The sequence below is a fragment of the Rhizobium sp. NZLR8 genome (assembly GCF_019685025.1).
GTDB lineage: Bacteria > Pseudomonadota > Alphaproteobacteria > Rhizobiales > Rhizobiaceae > Rhizobium.
On sequence record NZ_JABDVY010000011.1, the window covers coordinates 1 to 22,983 of the forward strand.

General features: G+C 58.0%; 18 protein-coding genes and 4 pseudogenes. 14 read left to right on the forward strand and 8 right to left on the reverse strand.

From position 1 onward, the window contains the following. A pseudogene (locus HJB89_RS22140) lies at positions 1–211 on the reverse strand (exopolysaccharide biosynthesis protein); the annotation flags it as partial. 106 nt (positions 212–317) lie between these two features. On the opposite strand from HJB89_RS22140, the pseudogene HJB89_RS33350 reads away from it, so the two are divergent. From HJB89_RS33350 to HJB89_RS22160, 5 genes and pseudogenes are all read left to right on the forward strand, one after another. After that, positions 318–459, forward strand: a pseudogene (locus HJB89_RS33350) (methyltransferase domain-containing protein); the annotation flags it as partial. A 268-nt stretch (positions 460–727) separates the two neighbouring features. After that, on the forward strand, positions 728–1,153 hold the full coding sequence (locus HJB89_RS22145; protein ID WP_221117517.1) for a helix-turn-helix domain-containing protein: 426 nt from the start codon (positions 728–730) through the stop codon (positions 1,151–1,153). Between the two features lie 242 nt (positions 1,154–1,395). Further along, on the forward strand, positions 1,396–2,619 hold the full coding sequence (locus HJB89_RS22150; protein ID WP_221150512.1) for a YcaO-like family protein: 1,224 nt from the start codon (positions 1,396–1,398) through the stop codon (positions 2,617–2,619). Beyond that, on the forward strand, positions 2,616–3,323 hold the full coding sequence (locus HJB89_RS22155) for a TfuA-like protein (RefSeq protein ID WP_221150513.1): 708 nt from the start codon (positions 2,616–2,618) through the stop codon (positions 3,321–3,323). The genes HJB89_RS22150 and HJB89_RS22155 overlap by 4 nt, the downstream gene beginning before the upstream one ends. Before the next feature lie 101 nt (positions 3,324–3,424). Then, positions 3,425–3,673: a hypothetical protein gene (locus tag HJB89_RS22160; protein WP_207581441.1), complete on the forward strand. Its 249-nt coding sequence runs from the start codon at positions 3,425–3,427 to the stop codon at positions 3,671–3,673. 368 nt (positions 3,674–4,041) lie between these two features. On the opposite strand, the gene HJB89_RS22165 is transcribed toward HJB89_RS22160, so the two are convergent. Beyond that, positions 4,042–4,248 carry a hypothetical protein gene (locus HJB89_RS22165; RefSeq protein WP_007630845.1) on the reverse strand — a complete coding sequence of 69 codons (207 nt, stop codon included), beginning with the start codon at positions 4,246–4,248 and terminating at the stop codon, positions 4,042–4,044. A gap of 1,343 nt (positions 4,249–5,591) precedes the next feature. On the opposite strand from HJB89_RS22165, the gene HJB89_RS22170 reads away from it, so the two are divergent. Both HJB89_RS22170 and HJB89_RS22175 read left to right on the forward strand, forming a co-directional pair. Then, positions 5,592–5,807: a hypothetical protein gene (locus HJB89_RS22170; RefSeq protein WP_221150514.1), complete on the forward strand. Its 216-nt coding sequence runs from the start codon at positions 5,592–5,594 to the stop codon at positions 5,805–5,807. 159 nt (positions 5,808–5,966) lie between these two features. Beyond that, positions 5,967–7,016, forward strand: a complete 1,050-nt coding sequence (locus HJB89_RS22175) for a glycosyltransferase family A protein (protein ID WP_221117514.1) — start codon at positions 5,967–5,969, stop codon at positions 7,014–7,016. On the opposite strand, the gene HJB89_RS22180 is transcribed toward HJB89_RS22175, so the two are convergent. Beyond that, a complete protein-coding gene (locus HJB89_RS22180) occupies positions 7,005–10,055 on the reverse strand; it encodes a trifunctional glycosyltransferase/class I SAM-dependent methyltransferase/polysaccharide deacetylase (RefSeq protein WP_221150515.1) in 3,051 nt (1,016 codons plus the stop codon). The two genes, HJB89_RS22175 and HJB89_RS22180, sit on opposite strands and share 12 nt — an antisense overlap. A 115-nt stretch (positions 10,056–10,170) precedes the next feature. Here HJB89_RS22180 and HJB89_RS22185 point away from each other — a divergent pair, with 115 nt between their 5' ends. The 4 genes from HJB89_RS22185 to HJB89_RS22200 are packed head-to-tail and all read left to right on the forward strand — an operon-like array spanning position 10,171 to position 14,852. Continuing rightward, on the forward strand, positions 10,171–11,019 hold the full coding sequence (locus HJB89_RS22185; RefSeq protein ID WP_221117512.1) for an ABC transporter permease: 849 nt from the start codon (positions 10,171–10,173) through the stop codon (positions 11,017–11,019). Beyond that, positions 11,016–12,317 carry an ABC transporter ATP-binding protein gene (locus HJB89_RS22190; protein ID WP_221150516.1) on the forward strand — a complete coding sequence of 434 codons (1,302 nt, stop codon included), beginning with the start codon at positions 11,016–11,018 and terminating at the stop codon, positions 12,315–12,317. Before HJB89_RS22185 ends, HJB89_RS22190 begins: the two co-directional genes overlap by 4 nt. Then, positions 12,317–13,501 (forward strand): glycosyltransferase family 2 protein, encoded by a 1,185-nt coding sequence (locus HJB89_RS22195; RefSeq protein ID WP_221150517.1) that lies wholly within the window; start codon positions 12,317–12,319, stop codon positions 13,499–13,501. The genes HJB89_RS22190 and HJB89_RS22195 overlap by 1 nt, the downstream gene beginning before the upstream one ends. Further along, a complete protein-coding gene (locus tag HJB89_RS22200; protein ID WP_221150518.1) occupies positions 13,494–14,852 on the forward strand; it encodes a glycosyltransferase in 1,359 nt (452 codons plus the stop codon). Before HJB89_RS22195 ends, HJB89_RS22200 begins: the two co-directional genes overlap by 8 nt. 99 nt (positions 14,853–14,951) lie before the next feature. Here the strand turns inward: HJB89_RS22200 and HJB89_RS33355 are convergent. From HJB89_RS33355 to ampC, 3 genes and pseudogenes are all read right to left on the reverse strand, one after another. Continuing rightward, positions 14,952–15,229, reverse strand: a pseudogene (locus tag HJB89_RS33355) (glycosyl transferase); the annotation flags it as partial. A gap of 31 nt (positions 15,230–15,260) precedes the next feature. Beyond that, positions 15,261–16,217 carry an NAD-dependent epimerase/dehydratase family protein gene (locus HJB89_RS22210; protein WP_221150519.1) on the reverse strand — a complete coding sequence of 319 codons (957 nt, stop codon included), beginning with the start codon at positions 16,215–16,217 and terminating at the stop codon, positions 15,261–15,263. 332 nt (positions 16,218–16,549) lie between these two features. Beyond that, a complete protein-coding gene (ampC, locus tag HJB89_RS22215; protein WP_221150520.1) occupies positions 16,550–17,704 on the reverse strand; it encodes a class C beta-lactamase in 1,155 nt (384 codons plus the stop codon). Between the two features lie 190 nt (positions 17,705–17,894). Between ampC and HJB89_RS22220 the strand changes: the two genes are divergently transcribed. Continuing rightward, positions 17,895–18,773 (forward strand): LysR family transcriptional regulator, encoded by an 879-nt coding sequence (locus HJB89_RS22220; RefSeq protein ID WP_221150521.1) that lies wholly within the window; start codon positions 17,895–17,897, stop codon positions 18,771–18,773. A 59-nt stretch (positions 18,774–18,832) separates the two neighbouring features. Here HJB89_RS22220 and HJB89_RS22225 read toward each other — a convergent pair whose 3' ends face one another. Together HJB89_RS22225 and HJB89_RS22230 are read right to left on the reverse strand one after the other, a co-directional pair. After that, positions 18,833–19,822, reverse strand: a complete 990-nt coding sequence (locus HJB89_RS22225) for a substrate-binding domain-containing protein (RefSeq protein ID WP_221150522.1) — start codon at positions 19,820–19,822, stop codon at positions 18,833–18,835. 48 nt (positions 19,823–19,870) lie between these two features. Then, positions 19,871–20,851: an NAD(P)-dependent oxidoreductase gene (locus HJB89_RS22230; protein WP_221150523.1), complete on the reverse strand. Its 981-nt coding sequence runs from the start codon at positions 20,849–20,851 to the stop codon at positions 19,871–19,873. 80 nt (positions 20,852–20,931) lie between these two features. Between HJB89_RS22230 and HJB89_RS22235 the strand changes: the two are divergent. Together HJB89_RS22235 and HJB89_RS22240 are read left to right on the forward strand one after the other, a co-directional pair. Continuing rightward, positions 20,932–21,851 (forward strand): annotated as a pseudogene (locus HJB89_RS22235) (ATP-binding cassette domain-containing protein). A 68-nt stretch (positions 21,852–21,919) separates the two neighbouring features. Then, a complete protein-coding gene (locus tag HJB89_RS22240; protein ID WP_207581426.1) occupies positions 21,920–22,918 on the forward strand; it encodes an ABC transporter permease in 999 nt (332 codons plus the stop codon). Positions 22,919–22,983: the final 65 nt, after the last annotated feature.

Here is a 22,983-nt window from a genome sequence, read left to right on the forward strand (position 1 = left end):
GGGGTTTGGGGGGAGGCGGCTTAACGTCAGCAGGAAAGAGATCGAAGCCAAAGTAATGGCCCACCGTCTTCAAGTGTTTCATATCGTTGGAAAGAAGCACCGTTCCCATGACCAGCGAGAGGGAAATCGTCAGCAGCAACCAGAAGACCACGGGAATCTTCCGTTTTCCCACCGGCAGTTTCGCATTTGCGGACGATGAATTCTCAGGCAAGCTTGTCTTCTCCGGTGCGAGAAGGGTTTCGATCGGGCTGTCTAAATCCAGCAGTATACATTTATCCGTTAAATATCTTTGGCTTCGTGTCGGCAATTGGACGCCTTTGGGATGTGGTACTGGCGGGCAGCCGCTGCTCCCGCGGACAAGGGTTATTATGTCGTCGGCGTCGATCTTCCGGCGATGGTATTGCCAAGGCCAATATCAACTATCCCAACCTCCCGCGGAATATCGGCTCGGCCTATGACTCTCGTCGCTCAAAAGCCTCTTTAGAGACGGCGTCGAAGTGGCGCCGATTTCGAACAGCATTCGTCAATTTCGAGGGGTGCGGCAGAGCGAGAGAGAGCGCTTTATGCAGCCTCTCCAAGGCATCCGCTGCAATAATCCACAGGTTGTTTTTTTACTGTGTGCAGTGCTGAAAAAAAGTCCTTACCAAATATTTACTTTTAGTTGCATTTTTGCTTAAACTCTCCATTATACAGCTGGGCGTGCTGATGAGGTGGGAGACTTATTCACATGAAGGCTAAATCCCCGAATTCGATCGACGTCTATGTTGGCAACCGCGTGAGGATCCGGCGAAAGACGCTCGGGATGACCCAGCATGGTCTGGCCGAACTTCTGGGCATTACCTTCCAGCAGATCCAGAAATACGAAAAAGGCACGAACCGAATAGGCGCCAGCCGTCTTCAGCGCATATCCGAGATTCTTCGCGTGCCCATCGGCTTTTTCTTCGAGAACGGCGGTTCTGGACCGATCGAAGGCGAGACTAGCGAATTGAACAAGTTTTTGTCCTCGAAGGAGGGGCTGGCGCTCAACAAGGCATTCATCGCCATCGAGGATCCGAATATCAGGCAAAAACTGGTGGCATTGGCCAAAAGTCTGGCGGTCGCGGGATTCTCTGAGATCGACGGTGAGTTGCATGATCCGGTTGTAAACGGCTAAGGACGGATCGTGCTTCATCTGCAGGCATTCGGCGATCTGCGGTTGATCGAGACGAGTGGCGACTTGGTTCGCTACCGGATCAAAGGGCTGTTGACGACAGCCTGTATTTTTGCCGGCCATTCCAGTCATTATAGGCATACCTGGCGAGGCAGGCGCCGTCGTTCGTCGGCGCAGGTGCCTTCGGCTACGTCGATGGCTGAGGCGGTGTCCTGACACACCGCGCCCACTATTCCGACAGGATCATGTCGCCGGGGGAAACTCTTTCCCGCGTCGAACCTCTTTTGGCCAGATTCGGCATTACCAGGGTTGCACGACATACCGGATTGGACGACATCGGAATCCCTGTCTGGTGCGCATATACCCCGAATTCGCGGTCGATCGTGATTGCGCAGGGAAAGGGCCTGACCGATCTGGACGCCAAGGTATCCACTGTCATGGAAGCCCTCGAACGGGCGGTCGCCGGCGAGCCGTTCGTCAAGCTCGTTCACGGTTCCTCTTCTCGCCTGCAGGCGATGGGCTGCGAGGTCGACAGGTTGAGCTGCCTGACCGCTGTCCATAAACCCGATCTCGGGCCGGACGACGAGACGGAATGGGTTGCCGGCGTCAATATCCTCAGCGGCGGCGAGATCCACATTCCCTTCGAAGCGGTGGTGCTCGACCGGACGCGTAATGCGCGATACTGGATGTCGTCGGATGGCTTGGCTTCGGGAAACAATGCCGAGGAGGCAATCTTTCATGGCGTACTGGAGCGTATCGAGCGCGACGCCCATGTGTTGTGGCAGGTCGGCGGGGAAGCCGATCTTTATGCCCGCTGCGTCGATCCCCGCGGTTTTGGGGATGGCGCCCTCAACGGGCTGATCGACAAAATCGAAGCATCGGGATTGGCGCTCAGGCTGTTCGATATTACCAGCGACATCGCAATCCCCTGCTTCACCGCCATGCTGGGCCCCGGGGAGCCTGTTCCGGCCCCCAGGCATCTTCACGTCAGGAGTGATCTTCGCGGTGGCAGGGATCTTCGCCGTAAGAGGGACATTCGCCTTGTCGAGGTAACCGGCGGCACCGGGGCGCATCCGTTCCCGGTGCGCGCGGCCATTCGCGCGGTGACGGAAGCCGTGCAATCCCGGCTGACCCATATTAGCGGCGCCAGGGACGATATTTCGCCTGCAACTTTCTCGAGATCCCTCCCGCCGCTGATGCGGCGAGCCTTCGATGCGGTTGCCGCACCGCCTGCCACCCTCCATCGTGACGGTGCGGCAGGCCAGCAACAGGATTTGACGCATCTGCTGCAACATGTGCTTGACGCGCTGCGCAGCAGAGGGATTGCTTCGGTCATCACAGTGCGCCTCAGCGACGACACGCTTCCCTTCAGCGTCGTCAAAGTCGTTATCCCTGAACTCGAAAATCCAGAGGGGGAACGCGCCCGGCGATTTGGGACTAGGGCACTGGCCAAGGCGATAGGGCTTTGAAGATCATTTTCGCAGGTCCCAGTCTTCCCGATGCGGCGTTGCTTGCCGGCGAGGCGATCCGCGTCCTGTCGCCTGCCATACAAGGCGATGTCCTGGCTCAGGTGGAGCAGGGCGCCAATGTCATCGGCTTGATCGACGGCTGCTTCGAATATGCCGCACCGGTTTGGCACAAGGAAATTCTCCATGCTCTCTCGCTTGGCGTGGCCGTCCTTGGGGCAGCAAGCATGGGCGCCTTGCGGGCCGCGGAATGTCATCCGTTTGGGATGATCGGGATCGGCCGCATTTTCGAGGACTATCGCTCCGGCCGGCTGGTCGACGATGCCGCCGTCGCACTCATCCACGCGCCGAGCGCACTGAGCAGCAAGCCACTGACGATCCCACTTGTCAATGTCAGCGCCACGCTCGATGCGATGGAGGATCGCGGGCTGTTGGCAGCCGGGTTGCGCCAAAAGCTCGAAGATGCCGCAAGCGCGATCTTTTTCAAGAAGCGGACCTGGCGGGCGATCGTCGAGCAATGTGCTGACATGGCCGAGCCCGGCCGTCCGCAACTGCTGGCGGCCCTTGCTTCGAATTCCGTCGATCAAAAACGTATCGACGCGCTGGAATTGCTGAAGGCCGTGCAGGACGCCCGCGACATTCGCTCGAATGCCGATCTGCCTTGGACACTGCATGAGACCTCATTCCGCACTCGACCTGCACCGTGAATCGAAGGCGGCAATGTCACCGGGGGTTGTGTCACGCTTTTTTCACGGGCTGGATCACGTCAGCGCGCGTATCATTCCTTCAATTGAAGGGAGAAATGCACATGGGCGTGACATTGGCTGCCAAGAGAGACGCAGACCGCGCGGCGGAAGACGGTCCCGACGAACTCATCGCGCTGGCGCGAATGATCGCCTATGCACGGCAGGTCGCTCAGGATGTCAAACTGCAGCTCGCGACGAACTGCCTCGATCTGGCGCTCGAGGCCGTGAAGCAGGAGGTGGGGGAGGGGTTGACCAAGGAATTGGCCGAATTGAGTTCGCCGGTCCCGCAAGTAAGCGTGAGATGTCATTAACGCGTCGATCACGCGACTTCACACCTTCGAACCCACGCATAACCGCGAAAATCAACATCGATTTTCGCGGTTATGCGTATGTGAGCACTCGTCGATCGAAGCAGAGCCCTTCGATCCCGTCGCGGGGGAAATAACGGGCTGAAGCGGACCCCCTTCCTTGGCGATCGATCAACTGTGACTTGGAGAAGCCCGGCTTGTTGCGGGTCGCTGACGGTCGGCGCGTTGGGATTTGCAGGAGCCGCCACATGGTTGGGTTCAACCGAGCGATAAACGCTCTCCTTGACGTTGCTTCCAGGCAGGGAAACGGCGCGATTTCGTGTTCACACATCTCCTGCGCGACCGGCCGGTCGACCGGCCAATCCCTGGTCTCAATGGGTCAGATTGCGCTTCTGGGCCAGCAGTAGAATGTAATCGTCGGCAATGTCTGCGATGGCCATTGCGACTTCCGCCGGATCGCACCCCTCGACCCTCGTATTTGCAATGAACTGATAAACCGCCTTCTCGATCTGCTTCCGGCAGATCATCACGCGTTCATCGTAACCAAATTCCGGAATATGCGATGCCATATCACTCATCAGGTCGGCTCCCTCACTACTTACAGTGACCATGACACAAATTATAAGTTGAGCAAGCAAATGCTTTATGAAGGGTTAATTCCCTGTCGAGGTGCGACCATTTCGACACAGGTTTGGCATACCATAAGACCTTCCGGAGTGCTGAAACAAGACGGGGTCTAGGGGTGTCGGACGTGTCGTGCCGAAAGCATCCAGCACGGGGCCGACGCCACGGCATGGCGCCGCCATCGCAACCAGATGATCTCGGAGCCGCTGCGCCGAATTGTGAAATCGACGGACCGGTTGTTGCCGACTTGAGCGGCGCAATCGTTGCACATCGTGCGATGTAACTATCTGATTCTGCAATATATTGAACCATTGTACATCTCCGCTGCCATCATCCGGCGATTCTAAGTTGCACCGGCAGCTTTCGGGCGCGCCATCGTCTCCGTGATTGTCAGGGCGAGCAACTGTGAGCCCGTCGTCGGTATGTCCGGCAGGTTGTCGGGCGGCCGCCGGTACCGGTTCCAGCCGATTTACCGGGAACCGAAACAGAGGCCGGCGGAGATTAGAGACAGAATAAACTGCGACGGATCTTCGTGATGATCAAGACAAGTTTTGTCAAAGGATTAAATAATAAGTTTCAGGCAGGGGTTGCATTTAAATATCAATTAAAAGACGACACAAATTATAAACGCGATAATCCCAGGATGTATCTATTAATAGTCTCGGTGATTTTATTAGTGTCTATCGTCCGTCTATATCGACCGTGTTACATGACAGGATCGATGAAGTTACGTTCGTGTGCGCCTAATGCAGATTCCGACAGTAAAATATAGCTTCTGATGCGGGTGGGCGAGCGACGTAACTACCATCCTCATTCGAAAATGTGAGGTTGTCTCATCGCGCGTATCTCCAGCGTGCGATATCACTGTTCGATGCAATATTTTTGCGATGTCGACATGGGCAACAGCAATCGCACTTGCGGCGGCCTTCCAAAAGCAAAGTCGAGGACCCGCCGGGGTGGTTGACGGGTCCTCCCGTCGGAATGCTTGCACAGTGCGTAGATATAATCGCAGTTAAATTCGACGTTGTCCAAGATTATTATTGGGGTGATTATACTCTACTTAAATTATTACTTTAACTTTGGTTCCCCGGTGGAGTATCATTCAAGGGTCGCCGAATGGAGAGCTCACTCCGACGAGCATTTTCAACCACCCATCATTTTTAGGAGCAGGCGGCGACTGTGCCTTTGCTGAGCGCGGTAAGCCACGCAACACCGGATCCGCAACCAACCTCCTGTATCAAATTGATGATGACGAGAGTTCTGTGGATCGCATTTCGGGCGGCCTTAGCCGGCGAGAATGCCGATCAAGCAACTGAGCCTACCGTTCGATCCACCGCAGATGCGAGGCCTGAGCGATGCGAAACGGAGTACCGTTGTCGCCAAGCTAGCAAACCTTCTGATGGCCGCGGCCGGCGTCGCGGCGAAGGAGGCGAGCAATATTCTCCTTCCCACCACGGTGCTAAAGCGCAAGGCGGGATGGATACAGATCAGCTTCCTCACAGGTAGATGGTGACCGTCTTTTTGGCGGCGCGCGTCGCTTTTGCACCGGCAATCTGTCGACTACGAACAGCTGCTGGCTAGAAATATCTTGTCGAATAACCATTACTCCATCTATTGAAACTCAAACGTCCATCTTGGTGTAACTTCTTTGCGATCGTGTGGAGTTGAGAGCTTGAAGAAATCGGCAAGAAGTGAAGCAACTGTTGCTGTTGTAATCCCGGCCTACAACGCGGAACGAACTCTGGCTGAAACAATCAGCAGCGTTCGCAATCAAACGCATCATGCGCTCGATATCGTCGTGGTGGACGACGGTTCTAAGGACGATACCCTGGCCATTGCGCAAGAAATCGTTAAAATTGATCCGCGCGTGCGAGTATTGAAGCAAAGAAATTCAGGCGTCGCTGCTGCTCGAAATGCGGGTTGGCGCTCTACCCCTGCCGACCTAGTGGCATTCCTAGATGCTGATGACCTTTGGTCACCTGATAAAATTGAGCGACAATTGGTGGCATTGGAGACAGGCGGCCCACAAGTCGGGCTAGTCTACACTTGGTATGCGATGATCGACCATAAGAATTACGTCATTTACCGGAGCAATGAGATTTCCGTCGAGGGAGATGTGCTCGACGAAGTACTTGCCAAAAACTTCATTGGAAATGGAAGCTCGCCACTCGTACGGCGGAATGTCCTCGAGGCGACCGGAGGATTTGACTCCTCACTCCAACAGCGCGAGGCGCAGGGATGTGAAGATTATTTCTTCTACTGCCTGGCCGCTGAACTCTCGCATTTTGTAGTGGTGCCGGATCATCTTGTCGGCTATCGCCAAACCCCCGACAACATGTCAGCCAATCTGACGCGAATGCTTCGGTCCTGGATTCTGGTCGCGGATGAAATGCTAACGAGACACCCGGAAAAGGGTTTTGCAATCCGGGCCGGCCTACGCCGCTGTGGCCGGTGGCTCGCCCAGAGGGCTGTTGAACAAGGCCAATATCGCGCGCTCATCGGACTTGTGGCTACCATGTCGCGACATAACAAGCCAATTGCCGCCGAGATGCTTGTGGTTGACGCGAGATCAAAGGCAATGACGAGCCTCAAAAAAAAGGCCCGATCATGGCTGAAGCAGGAACCTAATTTCTCTCCAAATCCCAATCATCGCTTTGCTCTAGGAACAAAGTACGATGCGGGTTGGACGGTGGACCCCCCCATTCTTGTCTCAGCCAAATAGCAGATTTGCGAACTCTGACTGGGTGATCCCGCGAAAAACCTCCTGTCTTTTCAATGCGAGCTTATCGGCATCCGCCCGCACCGTGCCGCCGACGCAGCTTAACCCGATCCGGTAACCACATTGTTCGGCTATGTCCCGGATAGCGGGGTCGAAGTCGCCGTACGGATAAGCGACCGCCAGCACTTCTCGACCTAGGCGTTTTTCAATCATAGCTTTGGAGCCAGCAAGCTCTCGCAATAGGCTCTCCGGTGCCAGGGCAGGTAAACGCACGTGCCGGACACCGTGGGCGCCCAGCGTCACGTCGCTGTTCGCGACTGCCGCAAGTTCCTCCCAAGTTAGCAGTGGAGCCGGCGATCCATAGGCCGAATCCCATATTGCGGAGCCGCCGACCCTATCGGTTGGGACAAAGAGTGAGGATGGGAAGCCGTATCGATGTAGCAGTGGGAGGGCATGCGTCATGAAATCGCGCGTAGCGTCGTCGAAGGTCAGGACTAATGTTTTTTCTGGCGGTTTGGCACCTTCGTCGAAACAAGCAAGCAGCCGGTCCAAAGTCATCCCGCGCCATCCGGCGTCGCGCAGGAAGGCCAGTTGAGTTTCGAAAGCCTCCGGAGACTGGCGGTATCGAGCAAGCTGTTCAGCACCGTCGTCCGAAACCTGATGATACATCAAGATCGGGACATCGTTCCAGTCGGCGACCACTTCCACAACTTGCCCCCCTCTCCAGCGTACTTGGCTGGCGACCTGAAGAGGCAAGGGCTGCGCCGTGTTTACTTCCACGCGTGTCGGCTCAAGGAAACCCCCGTGCTCCACCTTCTCGAACCTTTGGATTCTATAGAGCGGACTCTTGGCTTCGACCGAGAGAGTTAAATCCGGATGCCGGTCAAACATCTCACCTATGCCGACCGCACCAAATTCATGCGGCCACCCAAATCCTGTCTCATGCGGCATATCAATCAGGAGGTTGGCGTGGGCAGTAACGAACCAACCACCAATGCGAAGACTGCCCGCAATCTTATCGACTATCTGCTGGAGTTTTTCTCTGTTCTCGAAATAGTACAGAACTTCACTGCAGACAATGAGATCGTAAGGCCCTTCTAGCTCGTCGCTCAAAAGATCCAACTGCCGATAGGTTACCGCGGAATCATGGTCCTGAAGCGAGGCCGCTCGAGCGACTGCCGACGCCGAAATGTCGGTCGCCAGCAGGTTGTCGACGCGGGAGGCCAACATCCGTGTAAAGGTTCCTTCCGCGCAGGCCAGCTCAAGGCCGTTTGAAAAGCGCCGATCGTCCAACAACGAGAGTGTTTGAAGATATTTCACAGTCTCATAGTTGTTTCGGTAGTCCCAAGGGTCGACCTGGGAAAACAGCTCCTCCCAGTACGCCTCCGTATCGTATCTCGGCACCTCATCGCCCACCGGGCCGGTTTTTTTCGACGGCGTCTCCTTGGATATCTGCGTTGAGGCTGCAACCGCCCGCTGGCTTTCCTCTTCAACGATTCGATCGAATTCGGCGCGCCCGGCATGCGCCATGCCTGATATCGAGTCGACACGTGTTGGTGTCGGCTCCTTCTTGCTCCACCAACCCGTTACTGTCTTAGCTTCGGCCCAATATGATATTTTCGCCATGAGCTTCAGCACCTGTTGAGCTACTCCGCTGTAGCTTGGCGCTGCCATGCTGGCGGAGGCGGCGCGCCCGTCATCCTGATCAGGAAGATTGACGAAGTCATCTTCTGCCAACAAAACCGCTGTTGAGTGCTTCAGATCGTCGAACTCCGGGCCGAACATCGTCCGAAGTCGACTTCGGATAGCATCCGCTTCGATTGCTCCGAAGACAACAAACTCCAGTTGCCCCAGCAGCGTCGAACCTCGCCAGATGCAACAGCGCAACCGCTCAATGCCGGGCAAGATAAGGTCAACGATAGGTCGATCCAAATCAATTGGCTCTATTTTTGTTGTTCCGATCGTGCTGGGCACGTCGGTCGGCAGCTGGTCCGCGACCTTTCGCTCCAGTGAACGAATCAACAGGGAACCAAAAGCTTCTTGGGGACCATGCCGATTAAACCAAGCCTCTAGGTCCGGAAGCTTGCCCTGGATCTTCGACCAAAGTCCGGGCCAAATCGGCTCGTCGGGGAAGGCGCCGACCACAATCCCGTCCATTATTATTGCACTGAGCGCGTAGGCGTCAGCGTCAGGTGGGATAGGCTCCGCCACCCGCTCAAGCAGTTCGCCAGGATTGTCGCCCTGACCTATTGAGGCGCCGACAAGCCAGATCGCGAGATACCAGCACGCCGTTCCCAACGCAGCTTTTGTTATTCCCTGGGCGAGCGCCGGCACCGGATAGGCGATGCGCGGATCGGAATGGTGGCCGCGCCGGATCACCTTAAGACCAAAATCGAGATGCTTAACCCTGTTTGACGACAGCGAACCGGCCTCTACGCTAACGTCGGCCATCAGGCCTTCGACCGGCGCAAATTCGGCGCCAACTCGAGCGAGGCGCTGCCACAGGTCCCAGTCCTCGCACATTGCCATCTCCGGATCGAAGCCGCCGAGTTCTGCAAGCCGGGACCGGCGAAGCAAGGCGGCGTGGATCGCGAAGGGGCAATAGCGCGCTGCTTCGGCAAACGGATTGTCCATTTTCACTGCGGGGTGAGACTGCCACCAGGGAGCACCATTTTTCAGACGGCGCCAACCGCAATGCAGAATGTCGGCCTGCGGCAAAGTTCGAGTGTGATTCAGCATGGTTTCGAGATGGAAGGGTGCCAGCGCGTCGTCTGAGTCGAGAAAGACGACCCAGTCGCCTTTCGCCTGTGCCAGTCCCGCATTGCGAGCAGCTGAAACGCCGCGCTGCTCCTGCCGCAGCACACGGAAGCGCGTATCCCGAGCCGCGAAACGGTCCGCGATCTCAGCGGTCCGATCGGTTGAACCATCATCAATGATGAAGCATTCCCAGTCGGCATGACTTTGCGCTATCAGGCTTTCCAAAGTCGAAGAAATCGTTGTTTCCGCTCCATGCGCCGGTGTAATGATGGAAACCATCGGCATAATTGTTGCTTCCTACGATAACGATCACGCTAGTGTACCGGGTCAGTTCGCGAGTATGATGATCTTTACTACTTTGAGGCAAGGTGTATTTAACCGGTGGCAGAAGTGAGCCGAAATGCCTGAACATCTCAAGGATGATGCGCTTGATCGCGCGAAGCGACGGGACCAATGCTGGCGTCGTGATCAGTGGAAGCCCTTGATCCACGTCTGTCTGCAATGGAACGATTTGCTGTTAGAACTTCTGGCACGCGATCTGAAGATGAGATATCAACGGTCCGCAATTGGCCTCGGCTGGTCCTTGATGCGGCCATTGAGCCAGCTGTTGGTTTTTTCGCTGATCTTTCGTAAGGTCCTGCCCCTAGATATTCCCCATTACACCACTTTCGTCTTTTCCGGCGTGTTGGCCTGGGGTTGGCTCAGCACTGCGGTGCCCGCAGCGACGACTTCCATAACCGGCAGCAGCGAACTGGTGCGCCGGCCGGGCTTTCCGATCGGGATACTTCCTGTTGTCGCAGTCATCACACAGGCAGTTCACCTTCTGCTCGCTCTGCCACTCCTCTTCATCATCTCGTTTATCGAGACCGGGGGCCCGACTTTGAGCGTCGTCGCACTTCCACTCGTCTTCCTTGCGCAGGCGCTGTTCACGATGGGCCTGTCCTATCTTGTTGCGGTTGCGCATGTCCACTTCCGGGATACTCAACATTTGGTAGGCGTAGTTTTGATGCTGGGTTTCTACCTGACACCCGTGTTCTACAGCCCACTCAAGGCGAGTGAGCCGATGGCCTTAATTCACACCTGGAACCCGATGGCCTGGATTCTCGAGGGGTACCGCGCCATTTTCGTCGAACACGCGTGGCCTCCCGTTGATATCTATTGGAAGACTGCGCTGATTTCTTTGCCGATGCTATTTGCTGGCATTTGGCTGGTCGAGCGTGGCAGCGCACGCCTAGTGGACGACCTATGAGACAAGGCGCCATCACCGTCCACGATGTCGGCAAGCGCTACCGTGCGCAAGGGGGTGCACGCTCTACCACCCTGAAGGGTTACCTTTTGTCCGGACGGTCCGTGGTACAGTCGACAAGCTTTTGGGGCCTGCGCCACATCAGCTTCGCGGTTGCGCCAGGGCAAGCTGTCGGCGTGGTCGGGCTAAACGGGGCCGGGAAGTCCACTTTGCTGCGTCTGATCGGCGGTGTTGGTCGTCCGGACGAAGGGCAGATCAAGGTGATGGGTCGAATTGGCGCCTTGCTCGACATCGGGGCGGGCCTGACCGACGATTTGACGGGGCGCGAGAACATCTTCCTGCTGGGTGTTATCGCGGGAATGCGGCGGACCGAGGTTGCCGAGCGGTTTGACGAGATTGTAGCCTTCGCCGAGTTGGACGCGGCCGTTGAGAATCCGGTTCGCAGTTATAGCACCGGGATGCGTATGCGCCTGGCATTCGCCGTGGCAGTTCATGTGCGCCCGGACATCTTGCTTATCGATGAGGCCCTCGCCGTAGGCGACCAAGCCTTCCAGCAGAAGTGCATTGCAAGAGTGAAGGAGATACTGAAGGACGGCGCCACTATCTTTTTCGTGTCACACGACGTCTCGCAGGTAAGAGAAATCTGCGATCACGTGCTGTTCCTGAGAGGCGGACGCGTCGTGGGCTACGGACCAATCGACGAAATGCTCCCGCTTTATACCTCGGCTGTCGAGGCGAAGGTCGCCAGCGTTCCGCACGAACCGTTCGCCGTTACAAAACTGCCCGTCGAACTTGTGCCGCAGGTCAACCGGTTCGGCAATGGCGAACTCCAGATCACAGCCGTAGTGTTGCTGAACGAGCAAAGCACGCCGACAAGTACCATCGTTGCGGGCGACCGGCTGTCGATTTCACTGACCTATGTTGGCGCCACCAGAGATCGCAACGCCGTTATCGTCATCGGCATCTACGCGGCGGACGATACGTGCTGCTTCGAGACCGACAGCAAGTTGGCCGAATTCGCCCCTGTCGTAGACACGGACACGGTGCGCATCGAAACATCACTCAATCGTATCGACCTGGCGCCCGGCGACTATCGCGTTACTGTAGGCCTTTTTTCGGCAGACTGGCAGCAGGTTTACGATTATCACGCCGAAGTCTATCCTCTCGCCGTGACCGGCCCCGGCCCAAGAAAGGGTATGCTGAATCCTCCGACACAGTGGGAGCAGGTGCAGTCGCGCCCCACCGCGACCTCGCCGGACCACGGCTCATTGGGTCAGCGCAGCTTGGATCGGAACTCCTGATGCGCCTTGCGGTTCGAGACATCGACATTCTTGACCTTCCGCCAGATTTTGAACCGACCGATGACTATCAGGGTGCACTTGTGCTGATCCGGGTCGCCGGTCGTCCGTGCGGCCAAGCTGTGATCGCCTTCGACACCGATGGCTGCAAGACGCCAATTAAAGACCGGATTCTGTCTGCGGCCAGTTCGTCGGTGTTCGAGGCTTGGCTGAGGCATCGGCTGGCCCTCCCTGACCCGTCGCCGACTCCAAGTCAGCTGCCGAAAGCTTCCGTGGTGATTTGCACGCGCGATCGTACCGAAGATCTGGAGCGCTGCCTCACCGGGCTTTTGGCTATGCCCGATAAGGCCGATATTCTCGTCGTCGACAATGCCCCATCGAACGAGGCCACGCGAGATTTAGTCGGGCGCTTCGACACTGTGAGATATCTGCGCGAACCGCGTCCTGGTCTTGACGTCGCGCGCAATACTGCCCTTCGCAACACAGAAGCAGACGTCGTCGCCTTCATCGACGACGATGCGGTCCCCGACCCGCTATGGCTTAGAACCTTGCTTCGCAATTTCGAGGACCCCCTAGTGCTGGCCGTAACCGGCCTTACCATGGCGGCAGAGCTGGAAACGGACTCGCAGATCGCCTTTCAGCATTTTGGCGGTTTTTGCCGTGGTTTCAGGCGTCAGGTCTATGATGCCCATAACCTGGACCCATTCATGGGATGGCATGCGGGTGCCGGTGTCAACATGGCGTTGCGCCGAACGATCGTTGATGCGGTGGGGTGGTTCGACGAGGCTCTTGACGCTGGAACGCTAAGTCTGGCTGGTGGTGACACAGACATGTTCCGGCGTGTGCTCGAAGCCGGATATCGGATCATCTACGATCCCGAGGCTCTGAACTGGCACCGCCATCGTCGCTCAAGCAAGGAACTGCAGCAGCAGATGTATGGCTACGAGGTTGCATCGTTCGCCATCTTGACGAAGGCCCTCCTGTTCGAGGGAAACCCGCGTGCGCTCCCTCGCATGGTTCGTTCGTATCTCAGGCTTCTTCGGCGCTTGTTTCAACCTCGACGGAGACACCAATTCAGCCTGCCTTACAACGACGCCTTAATGCAGGTCAGAGGTGCTGTGAACGGCCCGGTCCGTTATCTGAGGGCGCGGGCGCGAGCAGGGGAGGCAGGGCATAAGCGTGGTTGACATCAGCGTTATCATACCAACGCATAATCGTGCTGCCATGCTGAGATCGCTTTTAAGCAAGCTCGACGCTCAGCGAGATGGGACCCCAGCCTTCGAAGTCCTGGTTGTGGCGGACGGGTGTGAGGACGACACGTCGACAATGCTCTCGTCGCTTCGTACCCGCGTTCCGCTTCGTACCCTGACGTTGCCGGGCGTCGGTCCGGCACTCGCCCGCAATGCGGGGTCGCAGGTCGCGAGCGGCCGTTTATTGATCTTCCTTGATGACGACATTCAGCCCGGGGAAAACTTCGTTCGGGCGCACGTCGTTGAACATCAGCGCCACCCTGGGGGCGTAGTGATAGGCCCCTACCCGCCACTTCCGCACATTGCAAAGGATCGCTTCCGCCTCAGCGCGCGCGCATGGTGGACGAGGCACTTCGAGCGCGTGTCCCGCCCTGGACATCAGTTCGCCTTTACCGATGTGCTGACAGGAAACCTTTCGCTGGATGCAGACCTATTTCACGCAATGGGCGGGCTCGATCCTCAATTCGCCCGTGCACGAGAAGACTTCGAATTTGGTCTGCGTCTGATCAAAAAAGGGGTTCCAATTCGTTTTGCTCCTGACGCATTGGGCTATCATCTCGAACATCAAACGACGACACTCACCGGAAAGATGGTGCGCAGGCATCAAGAGGGACGCTCCGATGCCTTGATGGCTCGTAAGCACCCCGACATACAGCGGCTGCTTGCGATCCATCGGTTTGCCGGAAGAAAGGGGCGGAAGAGGCGTCTGCAAAGGGCCATCGCTACCCGCGCCGGTTCTGTCCTTGACCCCCTCGTCAAGGCTGGCCCTCGCGTCCTCCAAATGTTGGAAAAGGCTGGCCTTCGCAGGCTCTATGAGAAGGTAGAGCGACAGCTCAATGGATATCATTATCTTCGCGGCGCCGCGGAAGTGTTGGGTAAGGATTGGCGGCTTCCGACAGCTTCCACTGATGAAATCGACGTGCTCGAGATCAATCTGGACCAAGGCCTTGACGCAGCCGAAGCTATGCTGGCGGAACGCCGACCCCTCGCTGCTCGTATCATGAATGGGACGGTACATGTCGGCGACATGTGTCACCGGATCGGCGCCGAACCGTGGGACGCACGGCATTTCCGTCCGTGGCTGAACCGCCAGGCAATACATAGATATCTTCCTGTGGCGCTTGCCGAATGGCAGGGTCAGCCGATCAACGTCGCCTCGCATTTGTCCGACTTCACATTGAACACGCTCAATAACCCCAGTTTCCACGCGCATATGATCGAACAGCACGTCCAGTGGATGCAGGCGAAACTGCGTTCAGCACTCTACGACAATACGAGTAAGTCGTAGCGGCCGACGCTGCTGCAGCCGACCGCCAGGTTCAGACGCCCCACCGCGCCCATGCCGATGCGCCCGCCGCGGGGGCAGTTCCGGCTGTCGCGGAGAAAGTACATGACGCGCATGCTCGATGGTCTCAGGTCGCACGACACGCTCGGCCAGGGCCGCGGCCGTCTCGGGCCTTTCGATATAGGCTTGTCCTACGGGAAGACCATCCGACAGAAAGACCACCAACCCATCAAAGATCAGGGGCGAAACGGCATCGAGGCGAGAGGTGGCGAGATCGAGATAATGAATCGGTACGGCAAACTTATATCCTTCAGATCGGACGGAATTGGTTCTCGCACCGTCACCATCTCAATCAAACCGTGAATATACGCCACCTGCACTCAGTACGCGAGTCTCGAAAGCTGATATGGTTTATTCTGCAGCCTGCGCCTTCATTTGGTCCCTGAACCAGTCGAGCGTCATCGCCACGCCCTGTTCATAGGTGATTTTGCACGACCACTCGGGCATGACATAATGCGCGTTGGTCAGGTCCGGCCGTCTGTTCGTGGGGTCCTGCGGCGGTGACGGCTCGAAGACGATCGGCACGCCGCCGACCAGCTTGGAAATATATTGCGCGACTTCGAGAACCGAGATCTCGCGATCATTGCCGACGTTCAAAGGTCCCTTATAGTCGGTTTCATTGATCCAGAAATAGCGTGCGAAACCGTCGACGACGTCATCGACATAACCCCAGCTGCGCGACTGCTTGCCGTCGCCGAACACGGTGATCGGCCGTCCCGCCAGCGCCTGGGTGATGAAGTTGGAGACGGCGCGGCCGTCATCGGGCCGTGTGCGGGGGCCGTAAATGTTGAAGGGACGGACGACCTTGAGGTCGAGCCCCTCGGTGCGCTGCATTTCGAACAGCAGCGATTCCGTGCACCTCTTGCTCTCGTCGTAGGACGAGCGCGGTCCGGTGCAATCCACCTGGCCCTTGTAGGTCTCCGGCTGCGGCGACACCAGCGGGTCGCCATAGACTTCGGAGGTCGAGGTGAAACCGAAACGCCCACCCTTCTTCAAGAGCTCCAGCAGCCGGAATGCCCCGAGAAGATTGGCGGAAATCGTCCTTTTCGGTTCCTTCATATACCATGGCGGTGATGCCGGGGAGGCGAGATGGTAGATTTCATCGAACTTCTCCGACGTCTGCAGCGTCTCGACGTCCGACTTCACGAAGTGAAAGCGGGGATCCCTGATGTGGGCGATATTGTCGAAAAGTCCGGTCCAGAGATTGTCAACAACAACCAGCTTCTGGACGTCGGATCTAAGTAAAAGCCGGTCGCACAAATGCGATCCGATAAATCCAGCTCCGCCAGAAATCAATACGCTTTTCATTGGATTGCGCCTTGTGACTTTGAGAATGTGGTTTGTTTATTAGCATCACCTTTAAGGCGTGGCAATTCATTAGAAGTATTCTAGAAAATACTCCCTTATTAATCTTAATTATTCATATGTCTTACTTAAAGTAGTGTCGCCGGATTCGGCATCGGAACGACTGCGGGCGCGGCGCGTCCGTCGATCGCACCGGTTTGTATCACGAGGGCGCCGGTCCGGCATCGGGCTAAAGTCTGACTCGATTTTCGGAAGCACGAAGCAGAAAGCGATGCTGTTTGCCGTGGAGGCCCCCTGTCCGGTGTGCACTCACGCGGGACAGGGCTGTTTTCCGTTCAGTCGGCCGAAAGCGCGGTCAATATCTGATAGGCTGCGGCGACACGGTCCTCGTTGGGATAGTTCTTATTGGCCAGGATGACGATGCCGAGCCGCTGTCTGGGGATGAAGACGAGATAGGCGCCGAAGCCATTGGTCGAGCCGGTTTTGTTGATCCACACATCGTCGCGCGGTTGCATCGGTGGCTGCAGTTCCGAAACCGGCATGGTCTTCAGCATCGCGGGCGAATTGCCCTCCAACACGTCGTTCAAAACCATGGGATAGGCATATTGCTCCCAGATGAGATCCTGGGTCATCGCCCCGGCTTTGAAATATCCGATATGGGTGTTGGTGATAGCCTGCTGCAGTTTTTCGTCGAGCTTGACCAGGCCCATATTGGCGCCGACGAAGCGGATCATGTCGCCTGCGGTGGATTTGACGCCATAGGCTTCGGATGAGAGAACGGCCGGCATCATCCGGGCTGGCTCGCCGCTGCGCTTATAGCCTTGAGCATAGTCCGCCAGCCGCGCTTTCGGCACATCGATATAGGTGCTTTTCAATCCGAGTGCGGCAAACAGCTTGCCCTCCATCAAAGCCGTAAAATCCCCGTGCATGGCTTTCGCCACGATATAGCCGAGCATGCCGATGCTGGGATTGGCATAACTTCTCTCAGTCCCAGCCGCATAGGAGGGCTGCCAGGCTTCGAAATATCCGAGCAGCTGTTTTTCGGTTTTGATCTCATCGGGAAGCTGCAGCGGAAATCCGCCCGCCGTGTGGGTGCCCAGATTCATCAGGGCGATATCGCCGAACGGCTTTCCCTTCATCGCCGGCAGAAATTTTCCGACCTTGTCCGACAGCGAGAGTTGTCCGCTTGCTTCGGCGTAGGATGCCAGCGTCGCCGTGAAGGTCTTGCTGATCGATCCGAGCTCGAACAGCGTGGTCGATGCCACCGGCCTGCCGGTGTCCTTGGATTCGACGCCATAGTTGAAGATGTGGTCCCGGCCGTCGGCGGTAATGGCCACGGCAACGCCGGGGATGGCGTATTTTTCCATGATCGGCTTGATCGCGGCATCCGTGATCGCCTTCAACTTGGTCTCGTCGGCGGCAAAAGCACTTGTGGCAGCGCAGGCCGAGAGCAAAACGGCCGATAAAATTCTTATTCCAACGCTTTTCATAACCATCATCCTCCACATCGACAGGGCCGCCAAAACAAGCGCAAAAGCGGATGGGGACGACGTTTAACTGCGCTATTTTGCAATCACAAATGATGATATCTCGCAGCAGCCACAAGAAAATCTAATGCATGTCGCCCGGAAGTGGGCGGCGGTTCCGGGAGAACGACATGCAGCAAAACAAAGGGCTCAAATGGTTCGGCAATTCCTCCCCTTGAACGGCCTGCGTGCCTTCGAAGCCTCCGCACGGCATCTGAGCTTCACCCGCGCCGCGATCGAGCTCTGCGTCACCCAGGCGGCCGTCAGCCAGCAGGTCAAAGGGCTCGAGACCCGATTGGGGGTGGCGCTGTTCCAGCGTCTCCCCCGCGGCTTGAAAATCACCGCGGAAGGCGAAGCGCTGCTGCCGACGGTGACGGCCTCGTTCGACCAGATGGCGACGACGCTGGACAGGATCGAAGCCGGGCAGGTGCGGGAATTGCTGTTTCTCGGCGTTGTCGGGACCTTTGCCGTCGGCTGGCTGTTGCCGAGGCTCTCGGATTTCCAGCGCCGGCATCCCTTCATCGATCTCCGCATGTCCACCAACAATAATCGGGTCGATCCGGCCGCCGAAGGACTGGATTTCGCCATCCGCTTCGGCAGCGGTTCATGGCACGGAACGGAGGCGCTCCGCCTGTTCGAAGCGCCGCTCTCGCCTCTCTGCATCCCCAAGCTGGCGGAACATCTGCAATCGCCTGAGGATCTTGCCGGAGCGGTGCTGCTGCGCAGTTACCGGACGGATGAATGGAGCACCTGGTTTCAGGCCGCCGGCGTTCCCCCCACAGCGCAGGTCCATGCCGGCATCGTCTTCGATTCCTCCGTCGGCATGATGGAGGCGGCCCTTCAGGGGCTCGGCGTCGCGCTCGCGCCGCCATCGATGTTCACAAGGCATCTCTCCTCAGGCGCGATCATCCAGCCCTTCGCCACGGCGATATCGCTCGGCAGCTATTGGCTGACGCGCCTGCAATCGCGGCCGGTCACGGCGGCCATGCAGGCATTTTCGGATTGGATCGGTGCGCAGCTGAGCGCTGTATAATCATCGGAGCGCCCACGCGTGTGGGCGCTCCGAACCGCATCATTTGTGGAATGCCAAGGTCACTTCTGAATGCAGGTGTCGACGGTGTCCTTGGTGCATTCGTCAAGGCCGGTAAACACCGGATCCTCGACCTTCTTACCGGATATCATGTTCATCATCACGGTTGGCGCCTTGTAGCCCATTTCGAACGGCCGCTGGCCGACGAGCGCGGTGACCAGGCCTTCCTTGGCGATCGCCACTTCGTCGCCGATCGTGTCGGCGGCGCCGACGACGAATTCGTTCTTGCCGATCTTGTCGGCCATCGGCTTGAACAGGTCGCGATAGGGCTGCGGGGCGCCGAACAGCGGCCAGCCGCCCATGATGCCGAAGGCATCGAGGTCGGTATTGGCGGCGAGGATGTCGGTCATCGCCTGAACGCCCTTGGCGCCATCGTCATTGGTGAAGACCGGGCAGCCTGCAACTTCCGTCCAGCCGCCTTCACCCTTCAAGGCCGCGAGACCCTTCTTTCCGCTCAGCGTATCGCGCATGCCCTGGGCGCGGCGCAGGATGTTGTCGGCGCCGGGATTGCCTTCGATCGTGCAGATCTTGCCGCCCTTCGGCTTGGCCTTCTTGATGTATTCGCCGATCTTGGCGCCCATCAGATAGTTGTCGGTGCCGAGATAGGTCTTGCGGAGAGCGGCGTCATCTGCCGAAAGATCGGCATCGAGCGTCATCACGGGAACGCTCGGATTGGCCGTCTTCAGCGTCTGGGCGATCAGCTTGGCGTTCGACGGCGAGATGGCGATGGCGGCGGTATCGGCTTTGCCAAGCATATCCTGGACGATCTGCGCTTCGCCGGCTTCATCGGAGGTCGATGCCGGGCCGGTGTAGAAGCATTCATATTCGGCGGATGCGTTTTCCTTGTTCCACTTCTGGCAACCCTGGTTGATCGCCTCGAAGAACGGGTTGTCGAGGCCTTTGACGACGATAACCAGCTGCTTCTTGGCGGCCAGGGCCTGTCCGGCCGTCAGCGCCAGGACTGCAGCTGTAAGCAATAATGCCTTCCTCATAGCTTCCTCCCATTGAAAAAGACGGACGCTTCTGCACCCGCCGCGTCATCAACCTGGATACCAGACGACCCGAGGCTCCTCCTTCGATCGCTGGTATTCCCAAGCCGAATTGATAAGCTTTTCCAGATCGTAGACGGGGTTCCAGTCCAGCAGATATCTGGCCTTGCTATTGTCTATCCAGTTCGAGTGAAACTGGCTTTCGATATTGACCGAGCCGAGCCCGCGCGTGCGGGCGAGATAAGCGGCAACCTCGCCATAATCGACGGGCCGATCCATCGAGATGTTGAAAAGCTGCCCCTTGGCGCGCGGATTGTCGATTGCCGCGAGGATCGCCGAGACGAGATCGTCGACATGGACGAAATTGCGTTTCAGCGGCCGGCCATCGGCGTCGCGCAGCAGCGGCACCGTGCCATCGCGGAAATAACGCTCGGCATCGGCTGCCGGCACCAGCGTCTTCCAGTCCGGCCCGCCGAAGACATCCTCGCCGAAGGACAGCGTGAACTTGAAATCGTCCTTCTCCATGATCCACGGCGCGCGCAGACAGCAGGTGTTGATGCCGTATTGGATGGCGAATTGCTCGAGCATTACCTCTTCCAGCACCTTGGACAGCGCGTAACAGCCGGGATAGGCGCGATGCGGCGTCTTTTCGGTCACCGGCCCGTCATGGCGATAGAAGAAATGCCCGATGCCGGCATCGCCGCCGATGAGGATGAACTGCTTTGCCGTGGGGCTGGCGCGGAACGCCTCGAGCAGCCAGAACAGGCCCTTGACGGTGATATCCATCACATCGGCGGGGATTTCCTTGCAGGTGGCGAGATGCACGACATGGGTGACGCCGTCCATCGCCGCTGCAACGACATCGCTATCGGCGATCGAGCCCTTGATCACACTGACCCGGCCGGTTTCACCAAGCACACGATTATGGCAAAGCGCGCGAATGCGTGCGTTGGAAAATTGTGGCTCGTCAAGCAGCCCAGTAATAAAGCGCCGCCCGACCTTGCCCGTAGCCCCGGTGACAAGGATCAGCATACTTCTCTCCCCCAGTAACAGCTAATATCTATGCGTTTCCGGCGTCAATCTGTATTTATCGTACAAAATAGATTTTTGTGATGAGGGGACGTTTTAGCGGACTATTGATTGACGATTCCTGGCGCTTTTGCATTAATGAGCGCAATCGCTTTTCCGGGAGGAGATCGGCTGAGCGAGATCGTAGGCGTCTGACTGGCAACCGGGTATCGGCAACCGGCGGCGAAGGCAGGCCTGCAGTTAAGGGGAGGGTAGTCGGCTGGTCGCGGTTCTCGAGCTCACCAATATTTCAAAACATTTCGGCGCCATCCAGGCGGTCAACGACGTGTCGTTCGCGCTCGAAGCCGGCCAGGTCGTCGGCCTGATGGGCGATAACGGCGCCGGCAAGAGCACGCTGGTCAAGATGATCGCCGGCAACTTTCGGCCGAGCGAGGGCATCATGCGTCTCGAGGGCCGGGAGATCGTCATGCATCGCCCGATCGAGGCGCGCCAGCACGGCATCGAGATCGTGCACCAGGATCTGGCGCTCTGCAACAATCTGACGGCGGCGGCAAACGTCTTCCTCGGGCGCGAGCTGCGCCGCGGCGTCGGTCCGTTTCGCATCCTCGATTACGGGACGATGTATCGGCGCGCCGGCGAGATCTTCAGGGAGTTGAAATCGGAAACCCGCCCGCGCGATCTCGTCAAGCAGATGTCGGGCGGCCAGCGGCAGGCGGTGGCGATCGGGCGCACCATGCTGTCGGAGGCAAAGATCGTGCTGATGGACGAGCCGACCGCCGCCATCTCGGTCCGACAGGTGGCCGAGGTCCTCAATCTGATCCGCGAGCTGCGCGACCGCGGCATTGCGGTCGTGCTGATCAGCCACCGCATGCCCGATGTTTTCACCGTGGCCGACCGGGTGATCGTCATGCGCCGCGGCCGGAAAGTCGCCGACAAGGCAATCGAGGCAAGTTCGCCTGAAGAAGTCACGGGTCTGATCACCGGCGCCATCGAACAGGTTTGAGCCGCGCCGCTTATCCCGCGGGAGAAATACCGCTGACGGGAATGCCCCATCTGGAGTGAGAGGTCGAAATGGCAGTAACATTGGACCAGACGATTGCACAGAAGCAGCGCAGCCGGCTTGCGGAGTTTGTCGGCGGCCAGACATTCTGGGTGCTGATCGCCGTGCTTCTCGCCTGCCTCTTCCTGTCCTTCGCCACCGATTCCTTTGCGACGACGAAGAACCTCTACAACATCACCCGCAACGTCACCTTCGTCGCGATCATCGCGCTCGGCATGACGCTGGTGATCATCACCGGCGGCATCGATCTGTCGGTGGGCTCGGTGCTCTGCCTCTGCAGCATGGTGCTGGCGGTCACCATGAACGCCGGTTATTCCATCGAGGTCGGCATAACGGCCGCGATCGTTACGGCGCTGGCGATCGGCGCCTTCAACGGCGTGCTGATCGCCTATCTCAATTTCCCGCCCTTCGTGGTGACGCTCGGCATGCTGTCGATTGCGCGGAGCTTGGCGATGGTCGCCTCGAACAACACGGTCGTCTTTCAGTTCGGCCCCGATCATGACAAGCTGCTGGCGCTTGGCGGCGGCGCCTGGTTTTTCGGGATCGCCAATCCGGTTCTCTATATGGTCATCCTGGCGCTCATCACTGGTTTCGTGCTGCGCTGGACGCGCTTCGGCCGCTATATTTTCGCGATCGGCGGCAATGAACATGCCGCCACGCTGACCGGCGTTCCCGTCCGCCGCATCAAGGTCGCCGTCTACATGATCTCGGCGCTGTCGGCCGGCATTGCCGGCATCGTCCAGACCGGCTGGCTCGGCGCCGTCACCACCAATATCGGCGCCGGCATGGAACTGCAGGTCATCGCCGCCGCCGTCATCGGCGGCGCCAACCTCGCCGGCGGCATCGGCACCGCCTTCGGCGCCCTGGTTGGCGCGGCCCTGATCGAAGTGATCCGCAACAGCCTCGGCCTGCTCGGCATCAATGCGTTCTGGCAGGGGACGTTTATTGGCGGGGCGATCGTGCTGGCGGTGCTGTTTGATCGGATACGGAATCTGCGGCAGAGCGAGTAGGGTTGGGCTGGACAAGGAGTCCGCGGCGCACCGAAGGGTGCGGGTGGTCCAAACTTGCTGAGATA

Coding starts and splice junctions, on each gene's coding strand:
- HJB89_RS22240 (WP_207581426.1), top strand. CDS start 21,920: ATGGCAGTAACATTGGACCAGACGATTGCACAGAAGCAGCGCAGCCGG.
- HJB89_RS22170 (WP_221150514.1), top strand. CDS start 5,592: ATGCCGATCAAGCAACTGAGCCTACCGTTCGATCCACCGCAGATGCGA.
- HJB89_RS22180 (WP_221150515.1), bottom strand. CDS start 10,055: ATGCCGATGGTTTCCATCATTACACCGGCGCATGGAGCGGAAACAACG.
- HJB89_RS22190 (WP_221150516.1), top strand. CDS start 11,016: ATGAGACAAGGCGCCATCACCGTCCACGATGTCGGCAAGCGCTACCGT.
- HJB89_RS22165 (WP_007630845.1), bottom strand. CDS start 4,248: ATGAGTGATATGGCATCGCATATTCCGGAATTTGGTTACGATGAACGC.
- HJB89_RS22220 (WP_221150521.1), top strand. CDS start 17,895: ATGGTTCGGCAATTCCTCCCCTTGAACGGCCTGCGTGCCTTCGAAGCC.
- HJB89_RS22185 (WP_221117512.1), top strand. CDS start 10,171: ATGCCTGAACATCTCAAGGATGATGCGCTTGATCGCGCGAAGCGACGG.
- HJB89_RS22160 (WP_207581441.1), top strand. CDS start 3,425: ATGGGCGTGACATTGGCTGCCAAGAGAGACGCAGACCGCGCGGCGGAA.
- HJB89_RS22225 (WP_221150522.1), bottom strand. CDS start 19,822: ATGAGGAAGGCATTATTGCTTACAGCTGCAGTCCTGGCGCTGACGGCC.
- HJB89_RS22195 (WP_221150517.1), top strand. CDS start 12,317: ATGCGCCTTGCGGTTCGAGACATCGACATTCTTGACCTTCCGCCAGAT.
- ampC (WP_221150520.1), bottom strand. CDS start 17,704: ATGAAAAGCGTTGGAATAAGAATTTTATCGGCCGTTTTGCTCTCGGCC.
- HJB89_RS22210 (WP_221150519.1), bottom strand. CDS start 16,217: ATGAAAAGCGTATTGATTTCTGGCGGAGCTGGATTTATCGGATCGCAT.
- HJB89_RS22145 (WP_221117517.1), top strand. CDS start 728: ATGAAGGCTAAATCCCCGAATTCGATCGACGTCTATGTTGGCAACCGC.
- HJB89_RS22150 (WP_221150512.1), top strand. CDS start 1,396: ATGTCGCCGGGGGAAACTCTTTCCCGCGTCGAACCTCTTTTGGCCAGA.
- HJB89_RS22230 (WP_221150523.1), bottom strand. CDS start 20,851: ATGCTGATCCTTGTCACCGGGGCTACGGGCAAGGTCGGGCGGCGCTTT.